This is a genomic window from Ignavibacteriales bacterium, from assembly GCA_015709675.1.
Lineage (GTDB): Bacteria > Bacteroidota > Ignavibacteria > Ignavibacteriales > Ignavibacteriaceae > H2-BAC3.
Window position 1 is genome coordinate 1,428,717 of sequence record CP054182.1, and the last position, 21,265, is coordinate 1,449,981.

At 45.5% G+C, this 21,265-nt stretch carries 5 protein-coding genes; 4 read left to right on the forward strand and 1 reads right to left on the reverse strand.

Features of this window, described 5'->3' with window-relative positions; all coding sequences use genetic code 11:
- The first annotated feature begins 212 nt into the window (after window positions 1-212).
- Window positions 213-2,672 (forward strand): TonB-dependent receptor, encoded by a 2,460-nt coding sequence (locus tag HRU80_05305; protein ID QOJ28325.1) that lies wholly within the window; start codon window positions 213-215, stop codon window positions 2,670-2,672.
- A 592-nt stretch (window positions 2,673-3,264) separates the two neighbouring features.
- On the opposite strand, the gene HRU80_05310 is transcribed toward HRU80_05305, so the two are convergent.
- Complete coding sequence (locus HRU80_05310; GenBank protein QOJ28326.1) at window positions 3,265-4,944, reverse strand: glutamine--tRNA ligase/YqeY domain fusion protein; 1,680 nt, start codon at window positions 4,942-4,944, stop codon at window positions 3,265-3,267.
- A 421-nt stretch (window positions 4,945-5,365) separates the two neighbouring features.
- On the opposite strand from HRU80_05310, the gene HRU80_05315 reads away from it, so the two are divergent.
- Genes HRU80_05315 through HRU80_05325 form a run of 3 tightly spaced genes read left to right on the forward strand, consistent with a single transcriptional unit; the run spans window position 5,366 to window position 21,260 of the window.
- On the forward strand, window positions 5,366-17,503 hold the full coding sequence (locus tag HRU80_05315; protein QOJ28327.1) for a hypothetical protein: 12,138 nt from the start codon (window positions 5,366-5,368) through the stop codon (window positions 17,501-17,503).
- Window positions 17,497-19,530: a hypothetical protein gene (locus HRU80_05320; GenBank protein QOJ28328.1), complete on the forward strand. Its 2,034-nt coding sequence runs from the start codon at window positions 17,497-17,499 to the stop codon at window positions 19,528-19,530. Before HRU80_05315 ends, HRU80_05320 begins: the two co-directional genes overlap by 7 nt.
- Window positions 19,527-21,260, forward strand: a complete 1,734-nt coding sequence (locus HRU80_05325) for a hypothetical protein (protein QOJ28329.1) — start codon at window positions 19,527-19,529, stop codon at window positions 21,258-21,260. Before HRU80_05320 ends, HRU80_05325 begins: the two co-directional genes overlap by 4 nt.
- Window positions 21,261-21,265: the final 5 nt, after the last annotated feature.

Consider the following 21,265-nt stretch of genomic DNA (forward strand, 5'->3'; position numbering starts at 1 on the left):
AAGAACGGGTCATTTTATGAACACTCAAAGGGATGCGGCTGACCTCCTGGCGTGCTTTCTTCATCCCGGCTAATATCCGCTCATCATTCTTTGCCGGAAAAAGAAACGGAAATAAGGATTTTTGTGTTCTTAAAGTTAAACCCTTCGGTGGGGAAATACATCTAACACCGTACACATTTTAATCAACAATAAATTATTCTCAGAAGATACAGATGACCAGACATATTGCAGCCCTGATGCTGATAAGTTTTTCGCTCTTTGCACAGGCCCCCAACTTTCAGAACTTTGAAGGGAAAATTACCGGCAAGGTGATTGACTCCCTGGATAAATCGCCGCTCGAATACGTTAACCTGGTTCTCACGAATCAGAAGGATGGTTCAATAGCCGCCGGAACCATTACCAGTCCCAAAGGCACATTTACCCTTGATAAACTGACTCCTGGAAAGTTTGATCTTTCTGTTTCTTTTATCGGATATCAGACCCGTGTATTCAAGGATCTGTTAATCACCCCGAAGAATCCTTCAATTGATTTTGGCACTTTGCTGCTTGTGCCAAGTTCGGTAAATCTTGATGAAGTGGTGGTTAACGCTGAAAAAGAACTGATTACCAATCATCTTGATAAAAAAGTAATTACGGTTGATAAAGACCTCACCTCGGCAGGGGGTACGGCAACTGATGTTCTGCAGAATGTTCCCTCTATTCAGGTGGATGCTGACGGCACAGTTTCTTATCGGGGCAACACAAATCTTACGATACTCATTGACGGGCGCCCCGCGGGAATGAGCGGCCTGAGCGCATCGGATATACTGGCACAGATTCCTGCAAGCAACATCGAGGCCATTGAACTGGTGACTAATCCGAGTGCAAAGTATGATCCTGAAGGCACAGCCGGCATTATCAATATAAAACTGAAGAAAAAAGGAAACAACGGCTTTAACGGTGTTGCCTCCGTTAACGCGGGAACCGGAGATAAATATAACTCATCGATCAATTTTAATCTGAAGCAGGGGGAGTTTAATTTCTTTGGCAATTATGACAACAGATTTAATTACATGAATTTTTCATCGGAAACCTTCCGAGAAAATTATCTGAGCGGAGGAACAACATTCCTTGATCAGTATACAGCCGGAACCAACCGTTTCCAGAATCATACGGCGGGTTTTGGCGCTGATTATTATTTCAGCGAACGGGCTACTCTTACTCTTGCATATCAGTTCCGCTGGTTCTCTCCCGCGTTCCGCAACACGCTTGAGAATGAAAATTTTAATGCTGCCAATACCCTCATGCGCTCATATATCCGCAAGACTACGGCAGACCGTGAGATGGAGTCAAACAACTTCACCATGACCTACAAGCGTACTTTCGAAAAGAAAGACCGCGAACTGCTTACTGACGTAATGTACAATTCATTCTCCATGGACCGGGATGAGGAGATATATACACAGGATACGGATGTAATGACCGGCACGGGCCTTGATCCCTTTATGACCAATGGTATATCAATAAACAGCAATAAACAGTGGGTTATTCAGACCAATTATATTGAGCCGTTTTCGGATAAAACAAAACTAGAAGCTGGTTTTAAGAGCCAGATAAAGAATCTTTCAACGAAGAATGATTCATATAATCTTCTCGGCGGAAGCTGGGTTGAAGATGCAACGCAGAAAAATTATTTTGATTACGACGAGCAGATTCATGCTGTTTACGCTACGCTGACCAGTGAAATCGGGAAGTTTAAATATCTGCTGGGTCTCCGCGGGGAGCAGCTTATTGCCGAGGGAAATGTTACCTCACAGAATCAGAAATTTGAAAGTGATTATTTTCAGGTATATCCTTCAGCACATGTCGGATATAACCTTGCGCAGGGGAATGACCTGCTCCTTAGTTACAGTAAGCGCGTTGACCGCCCGAATAACCGTCAGTTAAATCCCTTCCGCGATGTGGCTGATTCAACGTTTATTGTTGCCGGTAATCCGAACCTGAAAGCGCAGTATACCGATGCGCTTGAGTTTGAATATCAGGGTACGTTCGGATTCACCTCGCTGACAGCAAGTTTGTTTTATAAGCAGACGGGTGATATTATCTCCATGGTCAGCTCCATGCAGCCGGACGGCGCGCTGTATTCAACGTTTGAAAATATTGCTGATGGTAAAAACATCGGTACGGAACTGGTTCTTATACAGCCGCTTGCAAAGTGGCTCCGGTTAAGCGCAACCTATTCTTATTATCAGGCAAGCGTAAAGGGAGGCACTGCGGCTAATCCGATTGATAATAAAGGCAACAGCTGGACAACAAGAGTTAACGCAAACTTTGTTATATCTCCTGATTTCACCCTTCAGCTGGTGGGAATGTATAATTCACCATCAATTTCGATGCAGATGGGTTTTGGCGGCGGAGGAAGTACCGTGATGGCGCAGGGTAAGGTGAAGGAAATGTATGGTATTGATCTTGCCGGAAAGAAAGACTTTTTTGAAGGAAAGCTCTCTCTTACCGCGCGTGTGAGTGATATATTCAATACCAGGAAGTTTGCATCAGAGGGAACCGGTGCGGGATTTTATCTGAATACTACCAGGAAGTTTGATTCACGGGTTGTATATCTTGGCCTGAGCTACCGCCTTGATACCAAATACCGCGAAAGAAGAATTAAAACGACCGGCGAAGACGAAATGTAATTGAATTATGAATTATGAAGTATGAATTATGAATTGGAGAGCGGTTTAACCCCAGTGAGAGAAAGGCGCGGTATTTAACGCGCCTTCTCTTTTTAATGGCACACTGATCGTAAACAGATGCTATAGCAGCTCGGATATTTGCGGATCGAAAGTTGCTTCGGAAAGTTTCCCGCAGATTTCGCAGATAAACGCAGAGTATAGTCTTCTAAATGGGGTGCGGATTAAACAGATGCTAAAGCAGCGCTGATATATGCGGATCGGAGGCGCTCAGGAAAGTTTTCCCGCAGATTTCGCATATGAACGCGGAATTCTTTGTGCCTTAGGATCTTTGCGCGAGCCGTAAACAAAGGAAGACAATTTTTCCGCTGATCAGGTTCTTCCAAATAGCCCGCGGATTATACGGATGCTAAAGCAGCACGGATATATGCGGATCGGAGGCACTCAGGAAAGTTTTCCCGCAGATTTCGCAAATAAACGCAGAGTATAGTCTTCTAAATGGGGTGCGGATTAAACGGATGCTAGAGCAACACGGATATATGCGGATCGGATAAGAAGAATTCTGCATTCTTCATTATCCACTATCCATTATCAATTATTTCATCTTTGCCCAGGTATCTTTAAGAGTGACCGTCCTGTTGAAGACTAATTTTTCTGCTGTTGTGTATTTCGTGTCAACGCAAAAGTAGCCGTTCCGCTCGAACTGAAATGTTGCTCCCGGTTTGGCGTCTTTCACAAATGGCTCAGCCACTGAGCTGCCAAGAATTTCCAGCGAGTTTGGGTTTATATATTCCTTGTAATCTTTTTCTTTTTCGCTGCCCGGATCTTCCGTGGTGAAGAGACGGTCGTAGAGACGCACTTCAACCGGGACTGCATGTTTTGCTGATACCCAGTGAATAGTTCCTTTTACTTTTTTCTGTGAAGTACCGGTGCCGCTGCGGGTCTCGGGGTCGTAGGTGCAGCGGAGTTCAATGATTTCACCTGCTTCATTTTTTACGACTTCTTCACATTTGATGATATATGCATAGCGCAGACGCACTTCCATACCTGGCGCGAGACGGTGATATTTTGGGACGGGCACTTCCATAAAATCACCCTGTTCTATATATAACTCCCTGGTAAAAGGAATCATACGTGTGCCCATGGCGGAATCTTCGGGATTATTAATGCCTTCAAGTTCTTCGGTCAGGTCTTCGGGATAATTGGTCAGAACAACCTTAAGTGGTTTGAGCACTCCCATAACCCGCTGAGCTTTTTTGTTCAGGTCTTCACGGATTGCATATTCAAGCAGTGCAATATCAGTAAGGGCATCACGCCGGGCAACCCCGATAATATCCGCAAAGTTGCGGAGTGATTCTGGTGTATATCCTCTTCTTCTCATGCCGCTGATGGTTGGCATGCGCGGGTCATCCCATCCGTCCACATAATTATTTTTTACCAGTTCAAGCAGTTTCCGTTTGCTCATTACGGTATAGCTGAGGTTCAGCCGGGCGAACTCAATTTGCTGCGGATGATAAACACCAAGCTCATCAAGAAACCAGTCATAAAGCGGCCGGTGGTTTTCAAACTCAAGTGTGCAGATGGAGTGGGTGATGCCTTCCAGGGAGTCCTCAATGCCATGAGCCCAGTCGTAGGTCGGATATATACACCATTTGTTCCCCTGGCGGTGATGTTCCGCGTGAACGATCCTGTACATTATCGGGTCGCGCAGGTTTATGTTTGGTGATGCCATATCAATTTTTGCACGGAGTGTTTTGGCGCCGTTTGGGAATTCACCATTTCGCATTCTTGCGAAAAGGTCAAGGTTTTCTTCAACGCTTCTGTTCCGGTAAGGGCTGTCGGTACCGGGCTGAGTGAGTGTGCCTCTGGTGGCGCGGATTTCATCTCCGTTTAGTTCGCACACATACGCTTTTCCCTTTTTAATCAGGTCAACCGCATATTCGTACATCTGCTCAAAATAGTCGGATGCATAAAAGAGGCGGTCTTCAAAATTGCCCCCAAGCCAGCGCACATCCTCAACAATGGAGTCAACATACTCCTGCTCCTCTTTTTCCGGGTTGGTATCATCAAACCGCAGATTGAACTTCCCCTTATAATCCTCTGCCAGCCCGAAGTTCAGGCAGATAGACTTTGCATGACCGATATGAAGGTAGCCATTTGGCTCGGGCGGAAAGCGGGTATGAACCCTTCCGTTCCATTTATTGGTTTTCAGATCTTCGTCAATGATTTCTCTGATGAAGTTCGATTTTTTCTGCGGTTCAGAAGCTAAGCTCATGATATTATAGTATAGTAAAATTCATAAAAACTGGGATTTGGTTCCGGCCCATACCATGGGGAAATCGAAGGGACTCCCGCCATCAGAACTATGCCGTTAAAAACAGACTTCAAAATTACGCCAATGGCCTTATGAAAAAAAGCTGTTTTTCAGTGGCGGAGGTATTTGTTCCTGCTCACATTTTGGGGCCGGAAAGGCATTTTTGATGATAAAATGAACAAAAAGCGTTAAAAGAATTTGCTTTTACAGGAATTATTTATACTTTGCCCCCTAGTCTCCCCAAAATTCCTGCTCTAAGACGGCTCCAGGGATTTTTAACCCGGAGTCCCCTCTGAGATTCGATTTCGTGGTCGAATTTGTGTGTGTAAATCAAATTTTTCGAGTAAAATATAATTCTTCGTACAGAATTACAGGAAAGTACATGAAGAAACTAATTCTTTTGTGTTTGTTTATCGCTTTGTCCTCATCCATGACCGGACAGAGTTCACAGTGGTCGGCAGTTCTGAGCATCGAGCCATATCCCACATCATTCCTCACAGTCTGGCAGTCAAATCCAGGCACATCCGGCTTTACTGCTGTTTATACCGGTACAACCGCTGTTGACTACCGGCTTCAGGTGACGCTCAAAAATGACCGAAACAAGGAACTGATCCGGGGAAGGAGTCCGCTTGAAAGTTTTACAAGCGGCCCCGACACCAGATTCTATCAGAGCAGTGACCTGCTTACCTGGAGCGATATCACCTATGATAATACCACATTTCAGCAAATAATAAGAACAAACCGCTTTCCTGAGGGGGATTATACCCTCAATGTCAAAATCTTTGCTTCCAACGGCTCAACACTGCTGGCTGAGGCTACGGGGAATTTTACTATCATTTATCCTGACTCACCGGTACTCTTTGGTCCTCAGAATCAGAGTACTGTTGATTTTTCTGCTCCTCTATTCACCTGGGCTCAGGTAAATCTCCCGGTAACAATTACCGCAACGTATGATCTGCGGATCGTTGAACGGCTCAGCGGTCAGTCTCCCACTCAGGCACTCAGGGTTAACCCGGCTCATCACTCAGAGGATGTTTCTGTAACAGGCAGTTATTATGTCTATCCTGCCGATGCGCTTCCTTTTGTAAACGGAAAGGAATATGTCTGGAGAATCCGTGTGCTGGACGAAAATGGAGATCCGCTTACTTCAAATGACGGCAACAGTGAGTTCTGGACGTTCACCTTTTTCAGTCCGAATACTCCCGGTTCTACACTGCCTTTCAACTCAGTTGAAATTGAGAGAAACGTTGCCTGGTTCAGTGATTTTTCTCAGACGCAGATTACTGCTGATGAACAGAATTATATAGTTAACGGAGCAACCACTCTTAACATACGGCTGTCGGACGGAGTTACCCGCGAATTTCCCGCAATGGCAGTGAATCTTGCTTTCAGAAAAGACAGATACAGCCCCTTTATCTTCAGTTCAGGAAGCATTTCAGCGGATATACCCGAAGGCACACTTCCGGCTGAGTTAATAACTACCCACTTTAAGCCGCAGGGAATTGAATATAACACCGATGATAAACTCTTCCTGAAAGGGCAGGCACAGATACCAGGGGGAAGGTCTCCTATTCTTATCCCCGGCATCGTACGTATTAAACCGGGGGGAATTCTTGATGCAACAATCAGGCACCGCAGCGGCGGAAGCGGGGGCTCAGGCGGCGGCGGTTCTTCCGGATATATACAGTCACCTGATAACGGTCCCGGTGATGCTTTTGCGAGCATCGGCGGATTTGTTGGCATAGGCAGTAATCCCGTTACATCAGCCTCTCCTGTTCTGAATAACGGTAAGGACTTATTCGCGGGAGCTTTCTTAAAGAACAGGCTTGAAGGGGAGCCGATATATACTTTTGGCAACTCTGCAGTACGAATTAATATTACTGAATATGAACTTATTTATCCGGAGGCAGTTGCCAAATTCGCCGGTGAAGTAATCATCTTTAATAACCAGCTGGCAGCCAAAATAAGTAATATCCGCTTTAATGCTGCCGGAGAACTGACCGGAACCATCGATACAACCAATCCGCTCAATATGAATTTTATTTCCTCTGAAGCGGGTAAATATCAGCTGAGTATTCAGGGTGTAAGCGGAACCTTTAGTTACGAACCTGTTTCTCAGGTATCCTCAATTGATTTAACCCTCAAGAATGCCAAATTTGTTACGAATGTTGCTAATATATTCAGTCAGACCTTCACCGGTTCTGCAGCCGTAACAGCCAATCTGGTTCACTCTTCCACTTCTCCGGATCAAAACGGATTTCAGATTTCAAGTCTGGGCTCTTTCACCACCGAAGTCACAACTCTTACAAATCATGCTGTGGCATTCGGGCCGTCGTATCATTTAGGCATTAACAGTCTTACTCTGGATTCTCTTACCTATTCAGGCGGTAATTTTGACTTTAAGATGACCATGTCTCTGATACCGAAGCTGCCGGGGCTTCAGCTGAGCGCCGCCGCTATTGACGGCATCACATATACAAAACGCGGTATTGCCCTGCCGGGTATATATTCCAGAGCCCTTGGATCAGATGTTACCGGAGGAAACAACCGGAATATAGACGGATACAGTGTAACCTTTTCGAAAATTTCAGCGAGTGAGGTTTTATATAACGGAGGAACCACTAATCCCGGACTGACGGTTGAGGCGGGGATACGATTCCTTAATTTCCCTACAGGATCAAGCGAAGACCTTTTCACGCTTGATATACCGGCTAATGCAGAATTTTCCCGTACCGGTTTTTCCATTACAATACCCGCAAGAAACTTCACCAGTTCATTCATTGCCATTCCCGGCGGGCTGAGTTTTAATCTTGCCAGCATGCAGGGTACCATTGGCGGTACTCTGAGCAATGGAGTATATACATATACTTCAAATATAACAGCCAAAGGGAAGCTTTCTCTTCCTTCCGGAGTATTTGGTGCATCAGCGGAAGAAGAACTTGATCTTAGCGCTGCAAATTTCCGTCTGAACGGCAGAGGAATAGTTACAGGCTCTGCTTCAAATATCAGCAAGCAGAACGCACCGAAGGTTGGCTTATTCACCATTACCTCAGCAAATAATTTTGAAATCTTTTTCGATGCTGTAAACGATACCCAAAAGGTAACCATGGGGCGCAGCGGCAGGATGAATCTTGAACCGCTGACAGGGACCAGTACCGATGCAAGTGTTGATTTCAGATTTGACCTGATAGCCAACGAGTTTCAGTCACTGAGCGGAACGGTTTCAGGAACACTGAATATCAATCTACCCGCCAGCGGCTCCGGTTTTACGCTTAAAGCAACCGGTGTGAGAGTTGATAAAAACGGAATCTCAGTAACCGGCAGGCAGAACGTGCAGTTCGGATCTGAGACTGATCTGAGTGCAACTGCCTCACAGGTATTGTTTTCATTTACTGATGCTGCTCTTGCTTCAGGCAAAATTGTCATTGATAAAGGATTTGCCATCCGCGCTGATCTGAGAGGAGGCGATAATAGTCCGGTATTTACATTCGGGAACAAGAACTCCGCTGCTCCCGGATATGACGGAGTTAACATAAATACTCCGGATAATACCGAATATACATCCTCGGGAATCAATATACCTTCAGGCAACGACAGTATATTTGTAAGCATTGACGGAATAATATATAAAGGAACTGTTGTCTATAATCAGTTTGTGGGAAGTTTCTCCCCCTTAAAGGCAAAGTCAGGTAATGCTGAACTGCTGATACGCGGTATACAGTTCGGGACTATTACCAGCAGCGGACTGACCATAGACCGGAGTGCACTGCCGGTACTTCCTGAAAAGATCGCACTGCTGAACAACAGTATCGCGGAAATCAAGATTAAAGATGGCAGCAGCTATCTGGTCGACTATACGCATGAATCCGGCGGTATCAGAATTAAAACCAAGCCAAATACTCCGCTGAATGTTAACTTCAATGTAATGAAGTTCAATAACGATAATGTTGCTCCTGCAGTACCGGTAACGCTTGACCTGCTGCTTGACAAAAACAACTATGATATCATTGACGGAACCATCAGCGCGGATATACCGGGTAATCAGCTCGTTGCGTTTATGCTTTCGCGTAAGGAGATTCCTGCTTCGCTGAGGAATTTCAGATACGCAAAGAATGCTTCAGGACTTTATGAGCTGACGTTCGGCTCTGTCATACGGCTGTTTAATCAGGAGGTTAATGCCGGAACTAACCTTGTTAATCTGCAGGTTGACGGCTCTGGTTTACTGACCGGAGATGTAAGTCTGACCAGCACACGGAGAGCATCGTTCGGACATGACAGCAATAACGGAGCCCGTCTTGCTCTTAATATGGATACTGTGAGCGGTTCTTTCCAGACACAGCTCCTTAATTTTGCTACGCCTGATTATGAGTTTACTATTAAAGGCGGTCTGAAGTTTCTTCTGCGGCCAACTCCTTCTTTTCTCTACAAGGGAATAAATGCACGGTTTGTCGTAACCCACGGCAACATTCAGATTAACGATGTTACCACTGATGATTTTGGTTCAGACAAGCTGGATCTCGGCAGATTAAAAATACTCTTCTCTGCAATGAGAGTTCCTTCGCTGAATTACGTCAATAATAAATGGATTTTTGCAATTGAACTTGACGGAAGTTACCACTTTGATATATCGGGGTCCGAACTCAAAGTACCCTCCGTCAAGAAAATGACGTATAAGAGCAGCGGATTCACTCTGCCTGAAGTTCAGATTAATAATCTTGAAGAAAGCCCATCACCATTGAGCGTGAGCGGTTATTCTGTTCAGGTAAGAAACTTCAGATCAGGCTCGCTTGCAATTCAATCTTTTGCTCCGGCCCTGGTAAACTCTCAGCTGCCGAACGCAAACATGAAGTTTGATCTTACCATTTCATCATCACAATTCCCTGAATCATGGCCTGCGGATTTGCGCGGCATGAAATTCTATATGCAGAATGCTTCGCTTAATACGCAGGGTCTGCTTACCGGAAAATCGGATGCGCAGAAATTCCTGAATCCAAAAACGCTTACATTTGCTGCCAACCGCACCGGACTTCAGCTGGACAGTGTTTTTGCCCAGTTTGGTGCAACTTCAGCAGGTGCGCAGACTTTAGCAGCCGGTATCAATGGCGGGCTGATTGTGCCAAAGGAACTGAGAGGAGTAAACGCAGATGCAGTTGTACCTCTTGCAAATTCTCTCAATCTTGCGGCAAACGGTGACATTACCGGGGTCGTATTTGCCAAAGGTGTCGGCGCGCTTCAGAGCTTCCTGAGAATGGGAAGAATCGCAATTGATGTGGCACCGCTGCAACTGAGAATGAATTTTAATGTGACCTCTGATACTGCCTCGGTGTTAATGTGGAACTTTAACCGTGCCGGGTCAAAAATCTATTTGTGGGCGAAGAACGGACTCAGCTATTGGATTAACCGCACCGGCAACTTCTGGGTTTTCAATCTTGGAACAGAAAAGTTTGAGCAGGGGACTAATGTTTTATTTGGTAATGTTAATTTCTTCCTCCCCGTAGGCAAGGAATCGCTTACCCTCTTTTCACCCGGCGGCAATTCTGTACTTACCCATGAAGGTATAGAGGTAAAAAATGCCTCCCTTACGCTTGATGGTCGAAATGCACCGCTTACAGGTACACTTCGCGTTAGTGATAAAGATTTTTCCATTCTTGGAGGAAGTCTGACCCACAAAGGTGCACTCGCTGCAGAGGTGGCGGCAGGCGCAGGATGGACTTACTGGAAACTTCGTGATACTAATTACACTCTGACCTGGCATTCCTCTGCATTACTAAGAGTAAAGAGTTTTACTCTTTCTGCTGATGGCGTCCAGCTGCGGGATTCAATCTCAGCGGATCTCCGTTCCAATAATCAGACGTATAAATATCTTTCACTTTCAGTTAAAAATAATCCCGTCATTTCATTGCCGGCGTTATCACTTACCGAGCCGCAGCTATTCGATATATACAAAGGCACAACGCGTACTGCGTATATTGACCACAATGGTATAAACATAGTTGCTCTGCCTATCCCCCGGGTTCCTGAACGGCTTGTGCTTGGAAATGAGGCGAATGCCTATATCGTACTTAAAAACGGTACAAACGAACTGGTTAATTCCCAGGAAGTTTCAAACGGAGTGAGATATACTAATAAACCGGGGCAGACACTGCGTCTGGTGGTCCCTGGACTGAAATACGGCCAGACCACAGATCCGGAGTTTACCCTTACTTCTCTTGATGTAACAGTAAATAAATCGAGTTTTGCATTTGTTTCCGGAACGGTATCAGTTCAGGCGGCTGCTGGTCAGGTGCTGCTTGATCTTTCAGGAAGAGGCATACCATTCCAGGTAACAGGAATTAAATATACTTCAGGCCAGCTCGGATATACACTTACCGCTGACGGTAAAACAAAGCTTCCTGATGTGCTCAGTGCTATTAATGGTGATCTGACCAATATTCCGTTTAATGAGGGCAAGCTTTCAGGATTTGTGAGCAACGGTGCGGTTACTGAGGGTTATTCTCCTTCGGCTGGTTATAAGAAGTCTGCACTGATCGGAACAACATCAGTATTCAAACTGCAGGGTGTTGAATACACGTTCGGTGATCAGCCCTCTTACCGTGTGAGCGGTGCTATTATGAGCAAGCTCTTTAAGCATAATACCAGTGATACTTCAGGTATTCATTTTGTTGCTTCATATACTAACAACAATTTTGCATTTACACTTTCACCCGGGAATATAGACGGCCTGAATATGAACCGCCTGAAGATGGTTCCGCAGGCTGTGGGTGCAAGTCCTGCAATGGCAATTACTTTCACGCAGGCAGATTTCAGTCTGGTGATGAATGGTGTTATAAAAGCTTCTCAGATTTCAGCAAACTTCGAATCAACCATTCGCGGTTTGACTATCACGAAAAACAATGTAACCGCACAGAACTCAAATGACCAGCAGGAGTTTGAGATGTTCGGTCAAACCTTCCGTGTTCAGCAGTCGGGAACCGTTCCCGCGATCTCCTTCAGTTATCTGCAGGATATATTCGCAATGAATATGAACGGTACGATGAAATTTGCCGGACAGAATGCAGCATTCAGAGGCCTTCAGGTAAACAGCAGCGGAACACTTGCTTTTGCAGCAGGAGCAGGCAACGGATTTACGGTTACGCAGGCAGCCCGCCTTACTTTGCTGAATGACCGCCTCTGGGTTAATGGTCTTTCTCTGGTTACCGCGAATAATGCAACATCTTTACAGGTAACCGGAACCTATAAACTCCCCGCACCTGCAACTCAGACGGAGCAGGCATATACCTATTCTATACCTTCGAACCAGAGAAGTCAGGATGCATTTAATGCGGTTCTCCTGAATCAGGGGCCGGGGCTTGCCGGTACTGATCCGACCAGAACAGATTTCTGGGCAGGTAAGTACGATGTGTATTATGTGGGGCTTAATCTTGATTTGGAGGAACCGGCTAATTCAGAATTGCAGATGGTCTCCATCTTCTATGTTGACGGAGAACAAACGCAGAAAAATATTCAGTTCGGAAGTGTTTCAGGAGGCACGGTTGAACCGGGTCTTGCAATCGCGTTTAATAATTCGCATACATGGATTGATGAACTTTCCGTTTCACAGGCGTGTGACTTCAAATATAGAAATCTCAGATTTGATTTAGATGAGCAGGATATCGGTTTTGACACAACCACAAACGGCGGGTTCATGCTTACCATTGAGGGCTCTGCCACACTAGGTATAACCGGTTTCTCAGGCACGCTTAATTTTGACGGGCTGGAAGTTCTGTCCACCAACGTGGTCCGAAATCTTGGCAGTTCAATTACCGGCGGTTCAATTGAGGGAGGCGAAACGTTTTCTGCATCAATTACCAATGTCGGATTCAGTGCTGACCCGACCACAATATATATCCCGGATCCGAATGGCAGGAAAGAAACAACCGGGCCAAACGCAGGTGCAGTTATCACCATAGCGCAGCCGGTCAATTTCTTCCTCAGATTCGGCGGAAGCATGCGCCTTGGCGGTATGGGTGAAGGCTCACTTGACTCGCTTCTTATATATACGACCAGACTTCCGAGCGGAGCGACCGGCGGATCAAGCTTTGTTATTAAGAATTTTGAATTCAAGAAATATGACAAGTTTGAATTTAAGCTGAACATGACCCAGCTGAGCGGTCAGAATGGCGATTTTGTTGTTATAGTCGGCGGATTTGTAAAAGTTAATGAGACCGGTTTTGCAGCAGCCGGCAAACTTGCAAAATGGCAGGGTAAATTCTCAGCAGGAATTTTCCTCGCTGCGACAGAAGGTCTGAATATTAAAATCGGGCCGGTTGAAATTACCGGCGTGGGTGGTGGATTCTTCTATAATCCCACGGACGCCGATATTACTTTAGTAAGAAATCTTTGTGACTTTGATGATGAATATACCGCTCCGATACGGTCTAAAGTTGCCGGAGCACCTGTAACACAACCGCCATTATTTGCGGCATTTGTTTACGGCGCTGTGGCGATTGGAGACAAGGGCTTGCTTGCCGGACGCGCGATGCTGACAGTATCAAACACAAAACTGATTGTTGACGCACGGGTTGACGTTCTTGAGCGGAAGGAAGAGATATATGGTCTTCTTAATATAGAAATTGGCTTTACGCAATTTTATGCTGAAGGCACCCTTGCTGTTACCCTTAAAATGGCGGAAGGTTATTTGCTTGCAGCAAACGGCCAGACCAGTTTCTTCTTCTATTCAACATCGAACTGGGGAATGATCGGTTCGTTTGAGTTTCAGGTTCTTAAAGGAGTACTCAGAGGTACCGGCGAATTCTACGCGGGCAATAAAGGATTTTATGCAGGAGTTGCATTCAGCGGCGGATTCGATGTATGGGTCGTAAGTGTAAGCGGCGGAATGCAGCTTAAGGCATGGTATAAGCCTAATATATCATGGGGCGGATATTTCTCTATATATCTGAGGGCATCAGTACTCGGAGGTATAGCAAGCGCATCAGGCGAGGTAAAAGGAGTAATGCTTGGTAAACCGGAGTTTGCTCTTGCCGGCGGTGTATCTCTCAGAATACGCCTGCTCTTTATTTCCTGGAGCGGTGATGTATGGATACGTCTTAAGAGAGACGGCATAAGAGCCGGTTTTGGTAAAGATGATGCAGTGCAGCGCCTTATAGCAGAAGCAGAACGAACCAGCAATGATATGCTTGCCGCAGTTCAGGCAGCAAAAGCTGATATGGTAAATAATAAGCCGATTCCTACGCTTGGTGTTACTCCTGAAGTAATCAATCAGGCATCTGCTCAATTGCTCAAACTGCTGCAAAAATCACGCAGTATTCCCGAGAATAACCGTATGACGGCTGCAGAAAAAGACAGCCTGCGCCAGTGGCGGCTTTCAGAGTCAATTGAAAGCAACGGAGTGGTTACAAACTATATATCCAGACTTGAAGCAGCGATGCTGGATGAAGGGCGTGACGCAAGAAGAACCGAACTTGTAAACCTCATAAACGAAGTGAACACTGCAATCAATGAATATAAAACGGCAGTGTCAAATATGTCCACCGCCCTAAGCCAGTATACACTCACGGTTGAGGTTCCGGCTGCGGGAGCACCTGAGGGTGTTGAAGATCCGGTATCAGGCACTTCATTTGTATATCCGACCGTACGCTCGGTTGAGCCGCAGCCGAATGCACCTACATTTAATCTGAATGAAGCCACCTTTATTCAGAATAATACTTTGGTAAATGGTTACATGGCTTCAGCCGAAAATTTCCATGATATTCTTAAACGGAACATGGAAAAAATTGAAACTGCTATTACCAAATTTGATGAAATCTTCAAGCAGCAGAACAATACCTATCTGGCAATAGGAGATAAGTTTGTTGCGGTTGAACAGAAGGTGCAGAATTATTTCCGCAGATTAGCAGAGTATTATTTTGAGGATGTTAAGGGCTCACAGGATATACGGACGATGATATCGGACTCAACCAGTTTCCTGAATGCAATTGATCAGACATATCCTCCTAATAACAATCTGACAGAACTGAAGAAGAAGGTTTACCGGAGATGGGGAAGAATCCGCACGCTGAGCGGAAGTTTCTCAACACCGTGGGATCACAGCATGTTTGACAATGCATGGAACTCATGGGGAAATGACAGAAGAAGACAGGAAAGCAAGTCACAGGCAGGCAATCTTTACGTGAGCATTCCCGCTAACGCTTTCACGCAGTTTAAGCAAAACCGGCTTGATCTGCTGAGGGGCGTGCATACAGAGTTCAGGAATAAGGTTGCCAATATCAATGAGATGGCAGCGGCATATACACGCCTGCTTGACGAGCTTTTTGCAAAACGCAGAAAGATGTCTGAAAATCTTTTTGAAGTGACAGAACGCTTTATATACTGGAAGAACGGCGCCACAACCAATAATTATGACAGATCGGTTGATTACAGAACCATGGCGCCTACAATTACTACTCTTAATCAGAAGCGGACGGCACTGATTGCAAGCAACACAGCGCCTCAGCTCAGTATTTCCGGCGTGACAGTTGAAAACAAACGCTCACATGGCGTCTATACCGTAAACTGGTCTGGCAGCCATCCTGACGGAATTGCTGAGTACTCAGTAGAGTATAGTAAGCCGAGTGTTAATAATCCGGACTATGGCATGTATGCTCCGTTCCGTTCTATCAATAAAAGAACAACGATAAGCGGTTTTGAAGTGCCTCAGTATGGCGGAGAATACAACGACGGAAGAATTACCTTAAAAATCCGTGCACGCGCCGGCTCCGGCTTTACATTAGTCAAGCCGGTAAATGTGAGTGTACCCCTAGGCTTTACCGATACAAATATGGGCTCACTACCCGGGCCGCAAAATAACACGATTCCTGTAGATAATACAGGGCCTTATGTTATAGCTGTTACGGCACATAATATCTATGATACTCAAAGATCCAGAATGCTCTTCAGGAGACAACCTTATAATGAAAACTATATAAGGCACTACGTATCAAGCGAAACAGATAAAATAAAGATTTCTTTCTCCGCCTCTGACAATGAATCAGGCATTAACAGCTATGAATACCGGATCGTAAAAAGAAACAATCTCGATTCACTTGAAACAATAAGAGACTGGACGAATATCGGTGCAGTGAATGAGTACCTGATTCAGGGTCTCAATCTTAAGCATCTGCAAAATGTTATGAGCGCCTCGACTATCCAGTCGAGAGTTACAAGCCAAAATTATGATATGGAGAGGTATGTAATCTCCATCCGTGCAAAAAATGGTGCCGGTCTATACAGCTATAAAGAAAACGGCGTTGCGATTATCATTGATACAACCAAGGCTCCGCCAATAACCTTTATTAATCAGACTGTCAGTCATACTCTGTCTATAAGGCAATCCTGGCAGCTGGTCCTCGGCCGTCAGGTTACGGTACCGCTTGAAGCGCCGTCAACATTTAATTTGGGAGACTTCAAAATATGGTTCCCGATGAATTTTCCGACGAATGTTGGAGAATATATTTATAAAGTGTATGCAATGCCTGGTGATATACCGGTGTATGATGACTGGGTACGGGATACAAGGACATACTATGAACGGAGAAACAATATCTGGTATCAGATGAAAGAAGTGCTCATACCTTACAGGTTTATTAACTTCAAGAAATTCCGTCTGGAGATTGCCTATAAGACCATTACCGGGGCATATTCGGATCTGGCAGTAAGCGAAAATCATCTGGCACTTCCGTTTACCAATAGTGGCAATGATATATATGATGCGGGTCCAAGACGATTTAATGTTGACTGGTTTACCGGAATTCCTCCGGGACATACCGGATCTCTGCCAAACGGAAATATTAATCTCTATTTCAAAATTCTTTCCTGGCATGAAACCGGTATAGAGAGGTATGAATACACTATTAACTTCCCCGCAGCAAACGGTCTTCCTGCTGTTTGGACGACTAGCTGGCGTGATATAGGCCCGATTCCTGATGACAGAATAGTGCGTATGGGGCCGGATTTCTTTAGCGGTATTCCGGAAAGCGCACTGGTGCCAGGAAGAAGTTTTGAAGTGAGGATGAGAGCGGTCAGCCGTAATTTGAGAAGCTGGGAAATGGCTGAGTGCCAGAACATGATTCTGCCGCCGAAGCCGCCTATTGTACCGAACTTCAGCATTTCTCCGGTCAAAAAAGTAAATGGCCCATATGTATGGTTTGAGGCACGGGTTTCATTTAATATGAATGCAATTGTACCCCAGGGGCAGCAAATGAAGTATTACATGAAAGCTGAGGTATTCAGAAACGGCAGATGGGAGACTGATCCGGGCGGAGTTGAAAAGCTGGTCTGGACCCAGGTTCCGGGACAAACAGGCAATCTGCTTATATATGATACCTGGACCGGATATTTCACCAAACAAATGATACCGTTCCGGAACGCAAATTCCTCAGGTAATGCCCCTGTGAGCGGAGCTGAACTCTGGCGGGTATCAATAAAAATGGTAAATCAAGATGGTCTTGAGAGTCCTGTTGCAACCAAGGAGTTTGTATGGTAAGAATAATCCTGTTCGTTTTTGTAGCAAATCTTTTTTCAATCACTCTGTTTGCCCAGGAGGGGGAGCGTGATCTCCTTTACCTGTTTGACGGAAAAAAGGCGGGGCTTTACCTGACCTCGGCCCCGGAATACGATGAGCAGATATATATACTCCGCAAAAGATCAGGAAGTGCCAGCTATGACACGCTTAACCTGAATAACCCGCTGCAGCGGCTGAAGACAGATGCTGAAGTGCAGGAAGCTCTTGGCGGTGATAAAGAAATGCTGATGAATTATCTTGACGCTGATGATGAGAGTTCACTGGCCCGCGGCATCATGGGAAACAGCATACGGGCATCATTTGCTACTCTGATCTTTCCGAGTGCCGCGATTGCAGCTGGCCGGCTGTTTTATGACAGCACGGTTACAGCAGGTGCAGGTTATGACTATCAAATCATTTATATGAATGAGAGTGGTGACGTTACCGGTGAGTTCAGCAAATCCGTTACGGCAGTAAGCTCTCAGCCGGCTTCACCCTCCGGCCTCACGGGAAAGGTTAAAGGAACTTTGGTAAACCTCCAGTGGCAGTATCCGAAGTGGGAATCAGACCGCACCAATTTTGCCGTCAGATTCTTTGTCTATAAGAAAGTGCAGGGGCAGTTCCAGCGTCTGGAGCATCCTCTTATTGCGCGCAATGATGAAGCCCCGGGGTCTTTTCAGGAAGCGATAACCGGAAATGATGCCGAGGCAGAATATTATGTAACAGCGGCTGACCCCCTCGGCATTGAAAGCAGACCTTCACCGGCAGTTAAAGTGAAGCTGCTTTCTGATGAGCTTCCTTCTCCGCCAACCGGACTGACAGCAACGGTGCAGATCACAACTATTCAGTTAGTCTGGAATATCTCCGCTGAACCAAATGTGCAGGGATATAATGTATACCGCAGAGACTCTCCCCGTTCGGAGGCAGTGAAGATAAACAGACAGCTTCTTGGTATTGAATCACCGTTCTTTACGGATTCAACAATGCAGGCGGGTATTTCGTATAACTATTTTGTTACAGCAGTATCAAAAGCGAATAAAGAAAGCAAGTACAGCGGAATGGCAACAGCCGAACTGGTTGACCTTACACCCCCTGAACCGCCCACGGCACTCAAGACTTCCTTCAGCGGGGACTTTGTCCGTATTGATTGGAAAGCTTCCCGTTCGGGTGATACAAAAGTGTATAATATATACAGAAGCGAAGACCGCCAGGCATTCGCAAAAGTAGGAAGCAGCACGGGCACTTCGTTTATTGACAGCGGATACGGCGGAAAGCCCCTTACTCCTGGATTTTATTATCATTACACCATAACCGCAACCGATAAATTTGAGCTTGAAGGAAAAGGAAGCGATACGGTACTGGTGCGTTATGTTGACCGTGTTCCGCCTCCGGCACCAAGCCCTATGAAAGCGCTGCTGCTTGAAAACAAGAAGATTGAGGTGCGCGTCGGAATGACTCCGGTGAAAGATCTTGCAAAAGTTACCATTTTCCGCAGAACTGTAAACGGAAAGGATGAAGTAGTTGCAACAAACAATACGCTTCCTTTTACCTTCATTGATGAAAAAGGTAAACTGCTTGAAACCTATATCTATACAGCTCAGTCGGCTGACTCTTCCGGAAATGTAAGCCCGAAAAGCGAAACAGAACCGGTAACACTGCGCGATATGTATGCCCCCGGTGCGGTACCTTTCGTTTCTGCTGTAGTGCTTAAGACCGGCGGAACTGAACTCGCCTGGGTTGCAGTGGTTGAAGCTGACCTGGCGGGATATAATATATACCGCTCAGACCTCCCCAGCGGCACCTATGAAAAGATTAATGCATCTCCGGTTAAAACTGCCGGTTACAAGGATGCATCAGGCAACGCAAATCATTTTTATAAAATTAAAGCCGTAGATACATCCGGCAATGAGAGTGAATTCAGCCCCTATGCAGCAGCAGAGGTTCCGCCCGAGAAGGCACCAGAGCCAAAATCGCCGGATGAACCATTTCAGGACGGAGGCAATGAATGAGAACTTCATTGCTTGTACTCTTCTTTCTGGTTTTAGCTTCAGGAGTTTTGGTCGCCCAGAATAATGAAAACCCTGATACCAATACACAGACAGCCGATACTTCGCTGAGTGATAAGATTATTGATAATGTTCAGGAGAATATTAAATTCAGCGGTGAGATGGGGGCTTTCGGAGAATTATACAGTATCTCCGGCAGGGAAAGCAGAAGACCCGGCAGCTCAGGCCGTCTTTTCTTCCGTCCTTCAATGAGTATATATGACCGCATTACGTTAAGTCTGGATCTGTTCGTTTCCTCCGAAGGAAGTGCCGCACGGCAGGAAATTAACACGGTCGGCTTCAGCCCTGAGTGGAGCTGGGGTAAGCTTTACTACGGTGACTTCAATATGGAAGTTTCAAAGTTTACCATGGCGGATGTGAAGGTTAACGGATATGGAATTGATTTGTTCCCTGGTATATTCAAAGTGATGGCTTTCAGCGGAACAAGCCAGAAAGCGCTTGTTCTTGAAAGTTCGACATCCATGTTTCAGCGGACGATTTACGGAGGAAAGATAGGACTTGGAGAGCTTGAAGGTTCACATTTTCATATTAACTTCGTAAGAAGCTACGATGATAAAAAGTCACTCTCGCGCAGTATTTTCCTGCAGGTTGATACGGTGATAACCGGACAAGGTCCAAGGATTGACAGCTCCTATACAGGAGTTAAACCGCAGGAGAATATGATACTTGGTACTAATCTGGGGCTGCATATGTTTGACGATGCGTTTAAAATCAGAACAGAAGCAGCGCTGAGTTTGTTTACCGGTGATACCTATGCCGATGGCATTAACAATAAAGATGTTCCCGAAGAATTGGCAAAATATTTTTCCCCGAACATTACTACCAGTGCTGATGCAGCGGTTGCTACAGAGATGTCCATTACCACAAAAGTAATTTCTCTTAAGAGCGGATATACACTTGTAGGTCCTGGCTACACATCACATGGCTTAGGGTCATTGATTAACGACCGCCAGATAATAACCGGCGGAGTAGGAATGAATCTTTTTTCCGGAGGATTATCCATTCAGACTAACTTCCAGCAGCATACTGATAATACCGCAAATCAGAAGAAGTTTACTTCAGCGCGGAATACACTCGGCGTGGTGGTTGCAATGCGGCCATGGAAATCACTTACACTTACGGTACTCTCCAATACCAACACAATGGGTAACAGCGCTACCAACGATACGCTTAAAATTGATAACACAAACTCCACCTTCGGCGTTAACAGCAGCTATAATTTTTCAGCGTTTGACCTGAGACATATTTTAACGGTAAGTTATATGGGGGTAAACAATGTTTCCAAGAGCAAACTTCGCGGCGATAATGAAATTATCTCTACAAATATCAATGCCGGTTTAAGCACCATATTCAGTAAAGAGATTTCAGCAACCATCAGCGGCGCGGTGAGTGAGGTTGATCTTGGTCCTATTGGATCCAACAGCACAACCACCTTTAACGGAAAAGTAAATCATAAGGCGTTTGACGGAAAACTTACGAACAGTCTGACCCTTTCTGCTGTCTCATCTAACTCACACGCAACAAATGTGCTGGGTTTCCAGTCTTCCTATCAGCTGTTTCAGCAGAGCTCTGTTGCGCTGCTTTTCAGAGGAACATTCTTTGAAGGGAAAGGAACCAATAAGCAGAAGTTCAATGAGTTTACCACGACACTCAACTGGAGCTACCGCATTTAGTATTG